A 15,139-nucleotide genomic window follows, 5' to 3' on the forward strand; every position below is an offset into this window, starting at 1 on the left:
TCTCGGCCGGCCGGCGCGACGGGCCGAAAAGTGGCGTCCGCTTTTCCGGAAGGAACGCTTTGCTTCTACCCCGAGACGGAGCCTCTACCTACACCCGCCGGGCACGCATCGATCTCGCGCTCACGCCCGCTCTTCGGCATCGTTCTCTCGTTCGAGCTTGTCTCGCAATGCAACCATGACGCGGTGGGCGGTCGCGAGCTCTGCCTCTGAAAGTCCCTCTGCCAGCATGTCCGCCTGCGGATAGTAGGTTTCCACCGCGGCGTCGTAGGCCTGTCGCCCCTTCTCCGTGAGCAAGACAAGCTGGGCGCGTCGGTGGTGCGGGTTCGGCGCGAACATGACCAGCTCGTCCTTGTGCAGGTCGTTGACGATGCGCTGAACGTTCTGGCGGTTGGCGCCGAGGTCTCGGGCGAGCCACGAGACCGGCTGAGGCCTCTCCGAGGAGACGATCGCGCCGAGAATCTGCCAGCGCGCGCTGGTCAGGCCAAAAGGGGCCACGAGCTTGTCGCCCCAGCTCAGCGTCAGGTTGTTCACCCGGAACAGTGTCAGGATGAGCCCGGTCAGGGCGTCTCGGGCGGGGAGGTTCCGTGTCTCGCTCATAAGGCATCTTAGAAACGATTTGACATCGTGATGTCAAATGATATAGGCAGCGTAGCGTCAAATTGACATTATGATGTCATTATGAGGTGATGCCGCCATGATCACGATCATGCACCCCGTCGCAGGTACGGTCGCGCTGCTGACGATCTCGACCTTCTGGCTCTCGACAGTCTTGGCCGAACTGCTCGCTTCCGAGGCGACCCTGGTTGCGATCAAAATGGCCATTCCCTGGGGCTTGCTTCTCCTCGTGCCGATGCTGGCCGCAGCAGGGGGATCGGGGTTCGCATTGGCAAAAGGACGCCGCGCCGGGCTGGTCGGAGGCAAGATCAAGCGCATGCCGGTCATCGCGGCGAACGGAATCCTGATTCTCATCCCGGCGGCGCTGTTCCTTGCCGAGAAGGCCGGGCGCGCCGAGTTCGACGGCGCCTTCTATGCGGTTCAGGCGCTGGAATTGGTCGCGGGAGCACTCAACATCGCGCTTCTCGGACTGAACATGCGCGATGGCCTGAAGATGCGGGGCCGGCTGAGGCGCCGTCCCGCCTGATCGTCGTGGTCGCTTTCAGGAATGACTGCGCCGCTCTGGCAGCGCCGCCGGCCGCCGGCACGACCAGCGCCCACCTCAGCCCAGCGGCTGCCGGTAGACGATGAAGCCCGATTTCTGCGCGACCTTGTCGTAGAGCTCCTGCGCTTGCACGTTGCTCTCATGTGTCTGCCAGTAGACGCGGAAGCAGCCCTTCTTCTCCGCCATCTGCCGGACGGCCTCGATCAGCTTGCGCCCGACGCCACCGCCGCGCGCCTCCTCGCTGGTGAACAGGTCCTGCAGATAGCAGATTTCCTTCGGGCTCCAGGTCGTGCGGTGGAGCACATAGTTGACGATGCCGATCGCCTTGCCGTCGCGTTCGGCGATGAAGCCGCCCATCGGCTCGCTGCCGCCGGTGAGGCGCGCGAAGGTGGTATCGGTCGTCTCGGGAGCGAGCGATGCCTTGTAGAAGGTCAGATAGCCCTGCCAGAGTGGCTCCCAGGCGGCGCGGTCGCTCGCAACGAGCGGGCGGATGGTGATCTCGGACAAGGGTTCCTCCATGAATGGGCCGGAGGCTAGCGCGAGCCGGGCGCGCCTGTCTCATGACCAAGCGTCATGATTTCGATCAGCATCCCTGTGGGGTCGACGTCCGCGCCGGGCTCGTGCGCTACTCGGGAACGCCGGCCTTGCGCATCCCTTCCACGAAGACCTCGCAATGCGCGTAGTGGCGCAGGTTCTCGCGCAGCACCGAGAGGTGCAGGGGCGGGCCGACGCGGGCGCGGGCGGCGATGAACTCCTGTGCCTCGTCGATCAGGCCAAGATGGCCGCAGCAGCTGATCAGCGTGTTGTAATGCCCGGAATACTCCGCGAAGGCGGAGACCGAGGCGCGCAGATGCGGCAGTGCTTCCGCAAAGCGCCTTGCTCCGAGCAGAGCGAGGCCGTGAATGGCGGTGTAGATCCCGGCGAAGCTGTCGGCCGGGCTCAGGCGCACCGCCTTGCCGGTCTCGGCGATCGCCTCGTCGTATCGTCCTGCCCGGAGTAGCGCCCAGCCATGGGCAGAGCGGCCGAGCGCAAAGCTTGGATTGAGCGCCAGCGCCGCTTCGAGCTCGACCAGCGCTCTGTCGTGCTGTCCCGCCGTGCTGAGGCTGAGGCCGCGAGTCATCCGCGAACAAGGATCGCTGGAATCGTGCGCGAGCGCGTCCTCGGCATGCTGCGCCGCCTGCCGGTAGCCCTCGCGCGTGTCCGGCACCCAGTAGCAGAGCGAGGCCCACCAGAGCGCCCAGCTCAGCAGCGCATGGGCTCGCGCATAGGTAGGGTCCATGGCGATGGCCTGGTGCAGCAGCGCCTGCGCCTCATCGCTTTGGCGCCGCCCGACCTTGCTGATCAGCCCCATCGCCCGCACCACCAGGCCCCAGGCATCGACGCTGCCGGGCGGCCGGCCCGAAACCCGCACGCCCTCCTCGGCATAGAGACGCGGCTCGATCGCCGCGACGACATGCTCGGTGATCTCGTCCTGAACGGCGAAGATGTCGGCAAGTTCGCGGTCGTATTTTTCCGCCCAGATATGCTTGCCGGTGCCGGCGTCGATCAGCTGGACGACGACGCGGATGCGCCCGCCGGCGGCCCGCACGCTGCCTTCCAGCACATAGCGCACGCCCAATTCGCGGGCGACCTGGCGCACATCCACCGCCTTGTCCCGGTAGACGAAGCTGGAGTTGCGGGCGATCACGAAAAGCCAGCGCAGGCGCGAGAGGCCGGTGATGATGTCCTCGCTGATCCCGTCGGCGAAATGGCTCTGTTCGGGGCCGCCGCTCATATTGGTGAAGGCGAGGACGGCGATCGAGGGCGCGTCGGGCAGGGGCGGCGGGGCATTGCAGCTCTGCCCCGGTGCCGGCTCGCCCTGCGCGAGCGCCGCGATGCTGGCCGGCGAGAGCGCATAGGCGCGCACCGGGCGCGTCAGATTCTTCAGCTGCTGCTCGCCGATGTCCTCGAAGGGATAGGGCAGCTTGTCCCGGACCTGCTCATGCACCATCCCGGAAATGCAGAGCCCGCCGGCTTCCGCCAGGGCCTGTAGCCGGGCGGCGAGGTTGATGCCGTCGCCGTAGAACTCGCCCTCGTCGAGGATCACGTCGCCGAGATTGACGCCGAGGCGGAAGGCGAACCGCCGTTCCGCCACCACCTCGCCCTGATGCGCCGCGATGGCCTGCTGGATCTCGACGGCGCAGGCGACCGCCTCGACCACGCTCGCGAACGCGACGAGCGCGCCGTCCCCCATCAGCTTGACGGTCCGCCCGCCGCGCCGCGCGATGCACGGCTCCACCGCCTCGGCCCGTAGCGCCTTGAGTCGCGCGACCGTACCGGCCTCGTCCACACCCATCAGGCGCGAATAGCCGACGACATCGGCAGCAAGGATCGCGGTGAGCTTGCGTTCGACCTGCTGCGCCTGTGCGACGCGGTTCCTGTTCACGGTGGGCGCTCGTCCAGAGAGCCGGGGCCCATGGTCCCCGGGCGTCCCAGAGGCATGGCGGCAGCGTCGGCTCCGCGTGGATGTTGCGCCTTTCCGGGGCGCTTGGCTATCGGCTGATGGCGTGAGCCGGCGCGGGCGAGTTACGAGGCGGGCGCAAAGGAAAGAGTTATCCGCCACTGGTCGCATCCAACCACGAGGCGGCCATCACGCATACTTCGGCGAGGAGCCAGGCACCGGTGGAACGGGACGCTCACGACCCGTTGCGGGCGTTGGCCTCGGCCCCTAGTCCATAGCGAAGTTCATCTGGTGCCCGCCGGCGGGTATGTCGCAAGCCTGATGAAGAGGGCAGGCCCCGCGATCGCGGTGCCCGCCTCAATGCCTGTCAAAACACTCAGTCGGACCGGCCTTTGGTGTTCTTAATCTGATTGATGACCTGATCGAGGTTGTAGCTGGCCGGATCCTGCATCGGCGGGAAGTCTTTGTAGGACAACAACTCCTTCATCCACAGCGCCTGACCGATCGGCAGCATGTTCCAATCGTAGACATAGGCGGTGGAAGGCGAGCCGATCGTGCCGCCCATGCCCATGAGCGTCTTGTACTGCGAGCCGATCGAGGTCTCGAACGGATCGCGCTTGATATTGACGACCTGGGCCCAGTGGAAGGGCAGGACGCCCGAGATGAAGCCGGCCGGCGAGTCCGACACCATCGCGAAGTAGATCTTCCAGTTCTTGTAGCGAACCGCCGACGGGTCCTTGCCGGAATAGTAGAAGAACGTGTCGCGTGCCGATTTGTCTGACCGCCCGAGGAGGTATTCGGCCTGGTCGACGCCGTCGAGCTTGGTCTTGACGATGCCGGGATAGCTGCCCGCCATAATGCGCTGGTTCAGTGCGTCGCCCTTGTCTCCGCCCGCGAGGTTGACCAGCGTGGGCAGCCAATCGAGCGCTGCGAAGATCTCGTTCTTGACGGTGCCCGCGCGGATGCCGCCGGCCGGCCAGCGCACCAGAAGCGGTGCGCGCATGCCACCCTCCCATGTGCTCAGCTTGCCACCCTTGAAGGGCGTCGTGCCGCCGTCCGGGAAGGTGATCGTCTCGGCCCCGTTATCGGTGGTGAAGACGACGATGGTGTTATTGAGCTGGCCCATCTCCTCGAGTTTCTTCAGCACGAGGCCGACATTGTCATCCAGCTGCTTCATGCCTGCTTCGTTCAGGCCCCAGTCCTTGCCGCCGGGTTCCCCGATCATCGCCTCGTATTTCGGCGAGAGGACGGTCGTGATGTGCATGCGCGCCGGATTGTACCAGGCGAAGAACGGCTTGTTGGTCCGCCTCGGGTCGTTGCGCTCAAGGAAGTCGACAACCTTGGCCGAGATTTCCTCATCCACAGTCTTCGAGCGTTCCAGGGTCAGCGGACCTTCGTCGCGGCAGGTCTGGTTGGCAGCGGTGCCGTTGGATGAGCTGCAGGCCAGCATGGGTCGTGGAGGCATCAGGCAAACCGTGGTTTGCGGGTCGAGCGCGCCGGTCACCGGGAGAAGACCCGGAATGGGCGTGTTTGCGCACGGCGGAGCGACGGTCTGCTGGGTGGAGCTCCTATTGATGTCTGGGAAGCTCACGCCCTGCATCGCATCGAGGTGGTACAGGTAGCCCCAGAATTCCTGGAAGCCATGGGCGGTCGGCAACGCGTCGGTGTGGTCGCCGAGATGGTTCTTGCCGAATTCGCCGGTGTTGTAGCCGAGATCCAGCAGGAATTTCGCAAGCGACGGGGTTCCGGGCCGCAGATAAGATGGGCTGCCGGGCAATTGCGGCGGGATCATCCCCGTCCGCAGCGGATGCATGCCGGTGAAGAAGGCGTTGCGGCCGGCCGTGCAGCTCTGTTCGGCGTAGTAGTGCGTGAAGAGTGCGCCTTCCTGCCCGATGCGGTCGATATTGGGCGTCTCTCCGACCATAAGGCCACGGTGGTAGATGCTCGTCTGCATCAAGCCGATGTCGTCGCCCATGATGAAGAGGATGTTGGGGCGGGACTGTACCGGGGGCGGCGTCTGTCCTTCGGCTGGTGCAAGCGCCGCAGCGCCAATGAGCGCTGTGGCGCCAAGCAGAGCTGCCCGGACTTGTTCATGCCAGCCAGAAAGCGCGTGCCGGCAGAAGTTCTTGAAGCCGGTAAGGCCACGCATCTCATTTTGAGGTGCCATTGTCATCTCCAACATTGCCTTGATCTGAGATCTGATGGAGAAAGACAATCTGCTGATGTCAGTAAGCAGTCTTTCATGTTCAGATCTTGATCTGATCTGCCAAAAGACAACTGTGCTTCTTGAGCGTGTTGGTGCAGGCGTGAGTGATTGACCTCAGCATTTATGGAGGCTGTCGCAGGGAATATTTTTCAGGATCGGCGGTCAATAACTCTATTTTCTTATACGCCGCTCCGGATTCGATGTGAAACGAATTCGGTTTCTGGAGCGTGCTGACCGTTTGAGGGCACTGAGAGGGGCCGTTCGTGGCCGCCTATGGTGTTCTCTGCTATGAGTCCCGAAAGCGGGATTTGTTGCGATGGTCCGGGAGGTCAGCGCATCACCCCTCTCGAATATTCGCCACATCAGGCGCCCGGATGCCTCCCGCCCAATAGAAAAAGCCCGCGCCGGGATGGCACGGGCTTAAAAAGCCAGCTGGGCCGGGATTGCGGCTCAGAGCTGGGCGAGCAGTGCCTCGGCGCCGGAGGCATCGGCCTTGCCGGGCGCCTCCTCGACGTTGAGCGCCGTGACCACGCCGTCCTCGACGACCATCGAATAGCGCTGCGAGCGCGTGCCGAGGCCGAAGCCCGAGCCGTCCATCGACAGGCCGATCTCCTTGGCAAAATCGGCATTGCCGTCGGAGAGGAAGCCGATCACGCCGGCGCCGCCGCTGGCCTTCGCCCAGGCGTCCATCACGAAGACGTCGTTGACGCCCGTGACGAAGATCTCCTCGACGCCCTTGGCCTTGATCTCGCCGGCCTTGGCGAGGAAGCCCGGCAGGTGGTTCTTGTGGCAGGTCGGCGTGAAGGCGCCGGGCACGGCGAACAGCACCACCTTGCGGCCCTTGAACAGGTCTTCTGTCGTCTTCGCGGCCGGGCCTTCGGCCGTCATCACCCGAAACGTCGCCTGCGGAAGCTTGTCACCGACCTTGATCGCCATCGTGCCGTTCTCCATCCTCGCGCTCTTCGTTCGGCCGGGCATGGCCGAACGACCAGAATGCGCGCTAGCTGACTATTGGTGGAGCATGTCCTGATCACGAAAGTGGTGTCCGCTTCCGTGGAACATGCTCGCGGCCGATGGCCGCCCCGCTGGCAGGGTTACGGCTTGCCGGCGCCGATGTCGAGTTCCAGCCGCGTCTCGACCGCGGCCGGCTTGCCGCTCAGCGTCACGATGAAGGGGGTGAGGCCGCTGGCTCCCTTCGGGCGGTCGACGATCTTGAGCTTGGCCGAGATGCTGCCGTCGGGGAGGGGGGTGAGCTGTGGGCGGCCGAACGACCATTGTCCGGCGCCCTCGACGAAGACATCGTCGATCGCGCCGCCTTCCGGAGCCTTCAGGATCAGCTTGAGCGCATGCTCGCTTTCCTTCTCGCCGCGCGTGACCTCGACGATCGAGAGGCGGTCGCGTGCGAGGCCGAGCTTGACGGGCTGCGGGATACGCGCCTCGAACTCCTCGAGCCGCGGCGAAGTCACCGAGGTCACGCCGGGTTCGAGCCAGAGCCGGGCCTCGCCCCTGGCAGGCACGCAGATCTTGTCGCAGACGGCATAGTCGAGCTTCAGCGCCACGGTCACCGGCCGCGTCGGGTCGACAGGCTGGACCGAGACCGGCACGACGATCTCGCCGACATAGCCGATGCCGAAGCCGTTCGCGTCCTCGAAGCGCTCGGGGGCCGGCCAGCGCACGTCGAGACCGCCGACATTCTCCGATCCGCTCCAGTCGAAGACCGGCGGAACCCCGGAGTCGCCTGGGCTGCGCCAATAGGTCTTGTAGCCGGGCGCCATCACGATCTCGACGCCGACGCGCTGCTTGCCCGAGGCGGCCGTGGCTCCGGCGATCAGCCGCATCGAGGAATGGGTGCTTTTCGACCAGAGCGAAACGGCCGCTTCCTGCGCCCCGGCGGGAGTGCCGAGCGTCAGGGCAGCCGAAAAGAGGGCGGCGAGAAATTTCACGACAGCTGATTTAGGCGATCCGGGAGAGAATAGCGAGAAACACGCAGTCGCGACCTCAAACATTTGCGTTAGGCGGGAACCGGCCCTCCCTGGCAGGCGAATGCGGCGCGAGCGGGACGCGATAATTTGGCAGCGCACCCCCGTTCCCAGCGCGCCCGCAAAGGCTTAGCATGGCGCCATGAAGATCGGATCGAACCAGCGCGTCAGCGGCCGCAGCTATCTCGACGGGCAGTGCCTGATCGCGATGCCGGGGATGAGCGATGCGCGCTTCGCCCGGACCGTGGTCTATCTCTGCGCCCATTCCGAGGATGGGGCGATGGGCATCATCGTCAACAAGCCGGCTGCCGATACGCGCTTCCCCGAATTGCTGGTGCAGCTCGACGTGATTCCGCCCGACCAGGCGATCCTCCTGCCGAGCCAGGTCGAGCGCGTCCAGGTGCTGCGCGGCGGCCCGGTCGAGACCAAGCGCGGCTTCGTGCTGCACAGCGCCGACTTCTTCCTGGAATCGGCGACGTTGCCGATCGATGACGGCATCTGCCTGACGGCTACGCTCGACATTCTGCGGGCCATGGCGCTCGGCAGCGGGCCGGAGAACGCTGTGCTGGCGCTCGGCTATGCCGGCTGGGGGGCGGGCCAGCTCGAGGCCGAGATCCAGTCCAATGGCTGGTTGCATTGCGAGGCCGATTTCGACCTGCTCTTCGATGACGGGCTCGACACCAAATACGCGCGGGCGCTGAGCAAGCTCGGCATTGATCCGGCCTTCCTCTCGAACCAGGCCGGACACGCCTGAAGGCGAACCGCGCCGTCTTTCCGGAGCAGGCCGACAGGCCTGAGCCCGGAACCCATGAACACCGTGATTGCGAAGAATACTGGCGGGTCCCGGCGCGGCGTCCGGCTGTGTCGTGGTCATGGGTTCCGGGTTCGCTGCTTCGCAGCGCCCCGGAATGACCGCAGATGCGTGTAACTACGCCGCCTCGGTCGATGCGCTCGATGCGCCGACCAGCCGCCGCGCTTCCGCTGCCGTCATCGGCTGCCCGAAGGTGTAGCCCTGCGCGTACTGGCAGCCGAGCTGGTAGAGTTCGATCGCATCCGACTCGGTCTCGGCGCCTTCCGCCACCACATCCATGCGCAGGTCGGCGGCGAGCTGGACGATCGAGCGCAGGATCACCGGCGGCCGGCCATTGCCCATCTGCCGCACGAAGCTCTGGTCGATCTTGATCGTGTCGAAGGGGAAGCGCTGCAGATAGGAGAGCGAGGAGTAGCCGGTGCCGAAATCGTCGAGCGAGAGCCCGGCGCCGAGATCGCGGATGCGCGACAGCATCTGCGCGGCGTATTCCGGATTCTCCATCACCAGGCTCTCGGTGATCTCGAGCTTCAGCGTGCCCGGCAGCACCCGGCGGCGCGCCAGCACGGATTTGACGTCGCGCAGCAGGTCGTGGCGCAGCAGCTGGCGGCTGGAGACGTTGACGCTGGCGAAGATCGGCGGCTCGACCTCGAGCGCCGCCTGCCAGGCCGCGAGCTCGCGCGCGGTGCGGTCCATCACATAGACGCCGAGATCGACGATCAACCCGGTTTCCTCGGCAATCGAGAGGAAGTCCTGCGGCAGCAGCCGGCCCTCGCGCGGATGGTCCCAGCGCATCAGCGCCTCGAACCCGGCGATGGTCCGGTCCTCCAGCCGCACGATCGGCTGGTACATCACCTGGATCTCGCCGCGCTCGATCGCCCGGCGCAGATCGCTCTCCAGCGCCAGCCGGTCGTTGCGGTCGTTGCGCATCGCCGGAACGAAGACCTCGACGAGATTGCCGCCCTGGTTCTTGGCATGGGCCATGGCGAGCTCGGCATTCTTCAGCGCGTCGTCCTTGCGCGCCGTCGGCGTGCCGTCGAACAGCGCGAGGCCGATCGACGGCGTCAGCACGATTTCGCGTTCGGCGAAGGTGACTGGCGTGGAGACGGCGCGGCGTACGAGCTCGGCCAGCGCCAGGATGCGCTCGGGCTCGCGCTCGGAAACGAGGATCATAGCGAAGATGTCGCCGCCGATGCGCGCCAGCGTGTCCTGCGCCCGCAGCAGGCGGCCGAGGCGCCGCGCCAGCGTAAGCAGGATGGAATCGCCGGCCGAGAAGCCGACGGACTCGTTGACCTGCTTGAAGCGGTCGATGTCGATGACGATCACCGTCGGTCGGATGCTCTCATCAGCCCGGCAGAAGCCGAACACGGCGGCGAGCCGGTCCTGGAAGAGCTCGCGATTGGGTAGGCCGGTCAGGTTGTCGTGCACGGCGTCGTGCAGCATGCGCTCCTGCGCGGTGCGCTGCTCAGTGACATCCGCGAGCGTGCCGATCACCCGGATCACCTCGCCATCGGATCCGATCACCGGGCGCGCCTTCAGACTGAACCAGTGATAGGCGCCATTGCCGGCCCGCAGCCGGAAATCAAGCTGCAGCTTGCCGCGGCGTTGCTCGATCACCGCATCGAGCGTGACGCGATAGCGGTCGCGATCGGCGACGTGCATGTATTCGAGCCAGCGCGCGGCCGAGCCTTCGAGCGCGCCCTTGGGCAGGCCGAGCAGGATCTCGGTCTGTGGCGAGACGAAGATCTTGTCGGCCGTGACGTCCCAGTCGAAGACGAGATCGCCAGAGCCGGAGAGGGCGAGCGCCCGCCGCTCGGTGTCGGACACCAGTCCCTGCGCCAGCGCGCCACCTGCGAAGGCGTGCTGCACCACGGTGAAGCCGATCAGCAGCACGATCAGTACGAGGCCGCCGATCAGCGCCGGAGGCACGAGATCGCGTGCCAGCTGGCCGGTCACCGTGAAGCCGGCGGCAGTGACCCAGACCGCCAGCAGGAACCAGGTCGGGATCAGCATCACCGCCCGCTCATAGCCATGGGTGGCGAGATGCAGGATCAGCACGAAGCCGACGGCGGCGACCGCCGCGATGGAGATGCGCGCCACGCCGGACGCCATCGGCGCGTCGATCACGGCGAGACCGACGAGCCCGGCGAGCCCGAGCATCCAGACCAGGGTGATGTGGCTGTAGCGCACATGCCAGCGCGACAGATTGAGATAGGCGAAGAGGAAGACCAGCAAGGTCGCCGCCAGCACCACCTCGGCGCCGGCGCGATATATTCGCTCGATCGCCGGCGTCAGCGGGAATATGCGCTGGAAGAAGCCGAAATCGAGCCCGGCATAGGCGAGGACCGCCCAGGCGAGTGCGGCCGCAGCCGGGAAGATAACCGCGCCTTTGACCACGAAGATGATGGTCAGGAACAACGCGAGCAGGCCGGCAATGCCGATGATGATGCCCTTGTAGAGCGTCAAGCCATTGGTCTTCTGGCGATAGGCTTCCGGCTCGTAGAGATAGAGCTGCGGCAGGTTCGGCGATTTCAACTCGGCGACGAAGGTGACGGTGGTGCCGGGGTCGAGCGTGATCTGGAAGACGTCGGCGTCGGGCGAATCCTCGCGCTCCGGCCGCAGGCCCTGGCTGGCGGTGATCGCCTCGATCCGGCGGTCGCCGAGATCGGGCCAGATCACGCCGGAGCCGATCAGCCGGTGAAAGGGGGCGACCAGCAGCCGGTCGATCTGCTCGTCGGAATCATTGGTCAGCGCGAAGACGATCCAGTCCGGCCTTGCACCGGATTCACGCGCCCTGACCGCGATGCGCCGGACGATGCCGTCCGGCCCGGGCGCGGTCGAGATCTGGATGACGTCGCCGTCGGATTTGTTGCGTTCGACCACGTCGGTGAGGTCGAGAACCGGCACATCGACCGGGACGCGTTGCGCCTCGACCGCCAGCGCCGGGCGCAGCGCCGAGAGCAGGGTCAGCACCAGGAGGCCAGAGATGGCGATGCCGAGCCGGAGGAAACGCTGCGTCGATGACAAGGTGGGCTCGGTCTTTCGGGCGGGTCTGAATGTTTAAAATTGTCCGGTCAGTCGTACCGGCCGGGCGTGGCGAGGGCAAGGCAGCCGTCGGCGTCTTCCTCAAGCCTTGCGGAGATCGGCTGCGAGCATGCCGTAGAGCAGGTGGTCGGCCCAGACGCCGTTGATCCGCAGATAGCCGCGCGCTTCGCCTTCGGGGTGGAAGCCGACGCGCTCCAGCAGCCGGCGGGATGGGGCATTGTGCGGCAGGCAAGCGGCTTCGACACGGTGCAAAGCAAGTTCGGAAAAGGCGAAGCCGAGCGCCCCGCGCACGGCTTCCGTCATATGGCCCTTGCCGGCATGACGCTCGCCCATCCAGTAGCCGAGCGTGCAGGCCTGTGCCACGCCGCGCCGCACCAGGCCCAGGGTCAGCCCGCCGAACAGGGTTTCGGTACCGGCATCGAGGACGAACAGGCAGTAGGCTTCGTCGGTCGCGATCTCGCGGGCGGCGCGCTTCACCCGCAGCCGGAACGAGTTCCGCGTCAGGTCGTCCTCGCTCCAGACCGGCTCCCACGGGGTCAGGAATTCGCGGCTTTCCAGCCGCAGCGCCGCCCAGGCGGAATAGTCATTGGCCAGCGGTGGGCGCAATACGAGGTTCTTGGTCCGGATCAGCGGCCGCGTCGGCGGGTCGGTCGCGAAGCGGAACAGGGCCATGGCGGTCAGGCCGGGCGGGCGAGGGCGGCGCGCAGGGCGTCAGCCGGCGCAAGATCGTCGAGCGGCCCGACGGCCGCCACCGTGGCGTGGCCCTTTAGCAGGCTGCGGCCGGCCGCCCGGACATCGGCGAGGCTCACCGCATCGAGCCGGCGCGCCAGCTCCTCGCGTGGGATCGCGCGGCCGAAGACCAGCACCTGCCGTGCCATCTGCTCTAGCTTGCCGCCGGGGCTTTCGAGCGAGGCCAGCAGGCCGACCTTCATCTGCGCCCGGGCACGCGCCATCTCGACTTCGCTGACATCGCGCACCGCCTGCCTGAGGCAGTCGAAGGCGACGTCGACGAGCTCGCCGACATCCTCCGGCGCGGTGCCGGCACTGATGCCGAAGACGCCGCAATCGGAGAAGGGCCAGTGGAAGGCGTCGATCGCATAGGCGAGGCCGCGGCGCTCGCGAACCTCCTGGAAGAGGCGCGAGGACAGGCCGCCGCCGAGCACGGCCGAGAAGATCTGCAGCGGATAATGCGCACCATCCTTGAACGGCTTGCCGGGGAAGCCGAGCACGACATGGACCTGCTCCTCGTCGCCGTCGATGCGCGCCTCGCCGCCACGGTACACTGCGAGGTCGCGGCCCGGCGCAGGACCGGCCGGGCGGGCCGGCAGCTTGGCCAGCGCCTTCTCGGCGAGCGCCACCAGCTCTGCATGGTCGACCGCGCCGGCGGCGGCCAGCACCATGTTGCCGGCATGATAATGCCGCGAGAGATAGGCGCGGATCGCCTCGGGCGTGAAGCTGTTTACCGTCTGCGCCGTGCCGAGGATCGGCCGGCCGAGCGGCTGGTCCGGGAAGGCGGCCTGCAGGAAGCGATCATAGACCAGATCGTCCGGCGTATCCTGGACGGCGCCGATCTCCTGCAGGATGACGCCCTTCTCGCGCGCCAGCTCCTCCTCGGTCAGGGCCGGCTCGGTCAGGATGTCGGCGAGGATGTCGACGGCCAGCGGCAGGTCCTGGCCGAGGACGCGGGCGGTATAGCAGGTGTACTCGACCGATGTCGCGGCATTGAGATCGCCGCCGACGCTCTCGATCTCCTCGGCGATCTGGCGGGCCGAGCGCCGCGCCGTGCCCTTGAACGCCATATGCTCGAGCAGATGGGCGAGCCCGTGCTCGTGCGGCAGCTCGTCGCGCGCGCCGGCGCCGATCCAGATGCCGAGCGAGACGGTCGCGGCATGGGCCATGTGCTCGGAGACGATGCGCAAGCCCGACGGCAGCGTGGTCAGGCTGACCGCCGGGTCATGCGCGAGGGCTTCTTCCTCGCGCTTGGCTGGCTTCGGCTTGCCGGTCCGGGCGTTGAGCGTCTTCATGCCGCGGCGCTCCGTACGGCTCTTGCACGCTCGGCGATGAAGCGTTCGAGCTTGCCCTGGTCGTTGGGCAACAGGCTGGAGCGCTCCTTGCGCTCCATCAGATCGGCGAGATGGGCCGGGAGCGCCGGGCGCACACCGCTCGCCGCCTCGACGGCGGCCGGGAACTTGGCCGGATGCGCCGTGCCGAGCGCGACGACCGGCGTCGCCGGATCGGCCTTCAGCGCCGCACGCGCCGCTTGGACGCCAATGGCACTGTGCGGGTCGAGCAGGTACCCGGCACCGCGCCAGGTCGTGCCGATCTCGGCCGCGACCGCCGCCTCGTCGATCGCGGCCGCGTCGAAATCGGCCCTGATCCGGGCGAGCGGGCCGGCGGCGATCTCGAAGCGGCCGGATTGCTGCAGCGACTGCATCAGCCGGCGCACCGCTTCGCTGTCGCGCTCATGCGCCTCGAACAGCAGGCGCTCGAAATTCGAGGAGATCTGGATGTCCATCGAGGGCGAACTCGTGGCGCTGACGCCGCGCATCTCGTAGACGCCGGTCTCGAGCGTCCGGGCCAGGATGTCGTTGCTGTTGGTGCCGATCGCCAGCCGGCCGATCGGCAGGCCCATCTGCTTGGCGATCCAGCCGGCGAGCACGTCGCCGAAATTACCGGTCGGCACGGCGAAGGAAACCGGCCGGTGCGGGCTGCCGAGCGCGCTGGCGGCTGTGAAGTAATAGACGACCTGCGCCGCGATCCTTGCCCAGTTGATCGAGTTGACGCCGGAGAGGCGCAGCTCGTCGCGGAAGCGGTGATGGTTGAACAGCGCCTTCACCAGGTTCTGGCAGTCGTCGAACGTGCCTTCGACCGCAATGGCGTGGACGTTGGCGGCATCGACCGTGGTCATCTGCCGGCGCTGCACGTCCGAGACGCGGCCTTCCGGATAGAGGATGAAGATGTCGACCCGCTCCAGGCCCTTGAAGGCGTCGATCGCGGCGCCGCCGGTGTCGCCCGAGGTGGCACCGACGATGGTGGCGCGCTCGCCCCGCTGGGCGAGGACATGGTCCATCAGGCGCCCGAGCAGTTGCATCGCCACGTCCTTGAAGGCGAGCGTCGGACCGTGGAAGAGTTCGAGCGAGAACAGGTTGTCGCCGAGCTGGACGAGCGGGCAGACGGCCGGGTGCCGGAAGCTGGCATAGGCCTCGCTGATCATCGCCTTCAGTGCGCTGCTCTCGATGTCACCATCGGCGAGAGCACCGACGACTTGCTCTGCGACGCTCGCATAGGGTTTGCCGGCGAAGCCTGCGATCTCCGCCGTCGAAAGGCGCGGCAGGGCTTTCGGCAGGTAAAGGCCGCCATCGCGGGCAAGCCCGGCGAGAAGAGCATCGGCAAAGGAGAGCGAGGGCGCATCGCCCCGGGTCGAGATATGCAGCACGACGGTTCCGTTTCGAGGTTGTGCCTGATCCTATAGGCCCGTTGGCGGGGGAGGGCAAAAGCAAAG

Annotated in this window: 12 protein-coding genes; 2 read left to right on the top strand and 10 right to left on the bottom strand. The window is 66.6% G+C overall.

What is annotated here, in order from left to right:
- Positions 1-120: 120 nt before the first annotated feature.
- Positions 121-597 (bottom strand): MarR family winged helix-turn-helix transcriptional regulator, encoded by a 477-nt coding sequence (locus DK26_RS02920; protein ID WP_066468112.1) that lies wholly within the window; start codon positions 595-597, stop codon positions 121-123.
- A gap of 97 nt (positions 598-694) precedes the next feature.
- On the opposite strand from DK26_RS02920, the gene DK26_RS02925 reads away from it, so the two are divergent.
- Entirely contained in the window at positions 695-1,141 is a 447-nt protein-coding gene (locus DK26_RS02925; RefSeq protein ID WP_066468114.1) for a hypothetical protein, read from the top strand.
- 75 nt (positions 1,142-1,216) lie between these two features.
- Here DK26_RS02925 and DK26_RS02930 read toward each other — a convergent pair whose 3' ends face one another.
- The 5 genes from DK26_RS02930 to DK26_RS02950 form a co-directional block, all read right to left on the bottom strand.
- Positions 1,217-1,666: a GNAT family N-acetyltransferase gene (locus DK26_RS02930; RefSeq protein WP_248309849.1), complete on the bottom strand. Its 450-nt coding sequence runs from the start codon at positions 1,664-1,666 to the stop codon at positions 1,217-1,219.
- Between the two features lie 118 nt (positions 1,667-1,784).
- Positions 1,785-3,584 (bottom strand): adenylate/guanylate cyclase domain-containing protein, encoded by a 1,800-nt coding sequence (locus DK26_RS28405; protein WP_198162265.1) that lies wholly within the window; start codon positions 3,582-3,584, stop codon positions 1,785-1,787.
- Between the two features lie 391 nt (positions 3,585-3,975).
- Positions 3,976-5,766, bottom strand: a complete 1,791-nt coding sequence (locus tag DK26_RS02940) for an arylsulfatase (RefSeq protein WP_282568021.1) — start codon at positions 5,764-5,766, stop codon at positions 3,976-3,978.
- Between the two features lie 489 nt (positions 5,767-6,255).
- Positions 6,256-6,741: a peroxiredoxin gene (locus DK26_RS02945; protein WP_066468756.1), complete on the bottom strand. Its 486-nt coding sequence runs from the start codon at positions 6,739-6,741 to the stop codon at positions 6,256-6,258.
- A 158-nt stretch (positions 6,742-6,899) separates the two neighbouring features.
- Positions 6,900-7,748 carry a protein-disulfide reductase DsbD domain-containing protein gene (locus DK26_RS02950; RefSeq protein ID WP_066468118.1) on the bottom strand — a complete coding sequence of 283 codons (849 nt, stop codon included), beginning with the start codon at positions 7,746-7,748 and terminating at the stop codon, positions 6,900-6,902.
- Positions 7,749-7,926: 178 nt separating this feature from the next.
- Here DK26_RS02950 and DK26_RS02955 point away from each other — a divergent pair, with 178 nt between their 5' ends.
- Positions 7,927-8,538, top strand: coding sequence for a YqgE/AlgH family protein (locus DK26_RS02955; protein ID WP_066468120.1), 612 nt, complete (start codon positions 7,927-7,929; stop codon positions 8,536-8,538).
- Between the two features lie 174 nt (positions 8,539-8,712).
- Here DK26_RS02955 and DK26_RS02960 read toward each other — a convergent pair whose 3' ends face one another.
- From DK26_RS02960 to thrC, 4 genes are all read right to left on the bottom strand, one after another.
- Positions 8,713-11,619, bottom strand: a complete 2,907-nt coding sequence (locus tag DK26_RS02960) for an EAL domain-containing protein (protein ID WP_066468121.1) — start codon at positions 11,617-11,619, stop codon at positions 8,713-8,715.
- Between the two features lie 99 nt (positions 11,620-11,718).
- Complete coding sequence (locus DK26_RS02965; RefSeq protein ID WP_066468122.1) at positions 11,719-12,309, bottom strand: GNAT family protein; 591 nt, start codon at positions 12,307-12,309, stop codon at positions 11,719-11,721.
- A 5-nt stretch (positions 12,310-12,314) separates the two neighbouring features.
- On the bottom strand, positions 12,315-13,661 hold the full coding sequence (locus DK26_RS02970) for a pitrilysin family protein (RefSeq protein WP_083532931.1): 1,347 nt from the start codon (positions 13,659-13,661) through the stop codon (positions 12,315-12,317).
- Positions 13,658-15,073 (bottom strand): threonine synthase, encoded by a 1,416-nt coding sequence (gene thrC / locus DK26_RS02975; RefSeq protein ID WP_066468123.1) that lies wholly within the window; start codon positions 15,071-15,073, stop codon positions 13,658-13,660. The genes DK26_RS02970 and thrC overlap by 4 nt, the downstream gene beginning before the upstream one ends.
- Between the last annotated feature and the right edge of the window lie 66 nt (positions 15,074-15,139).

This window comes from Allobosea sp. WAO, assembly GCF_001509835.1.
In the GTDB taxonomy this organism is placed as follows: domain Bacteria; phylum Pseudomonadota; class Alphaproteobacteria; order Rhizobiales; family Beijerinckiaceae; genus Allobosea.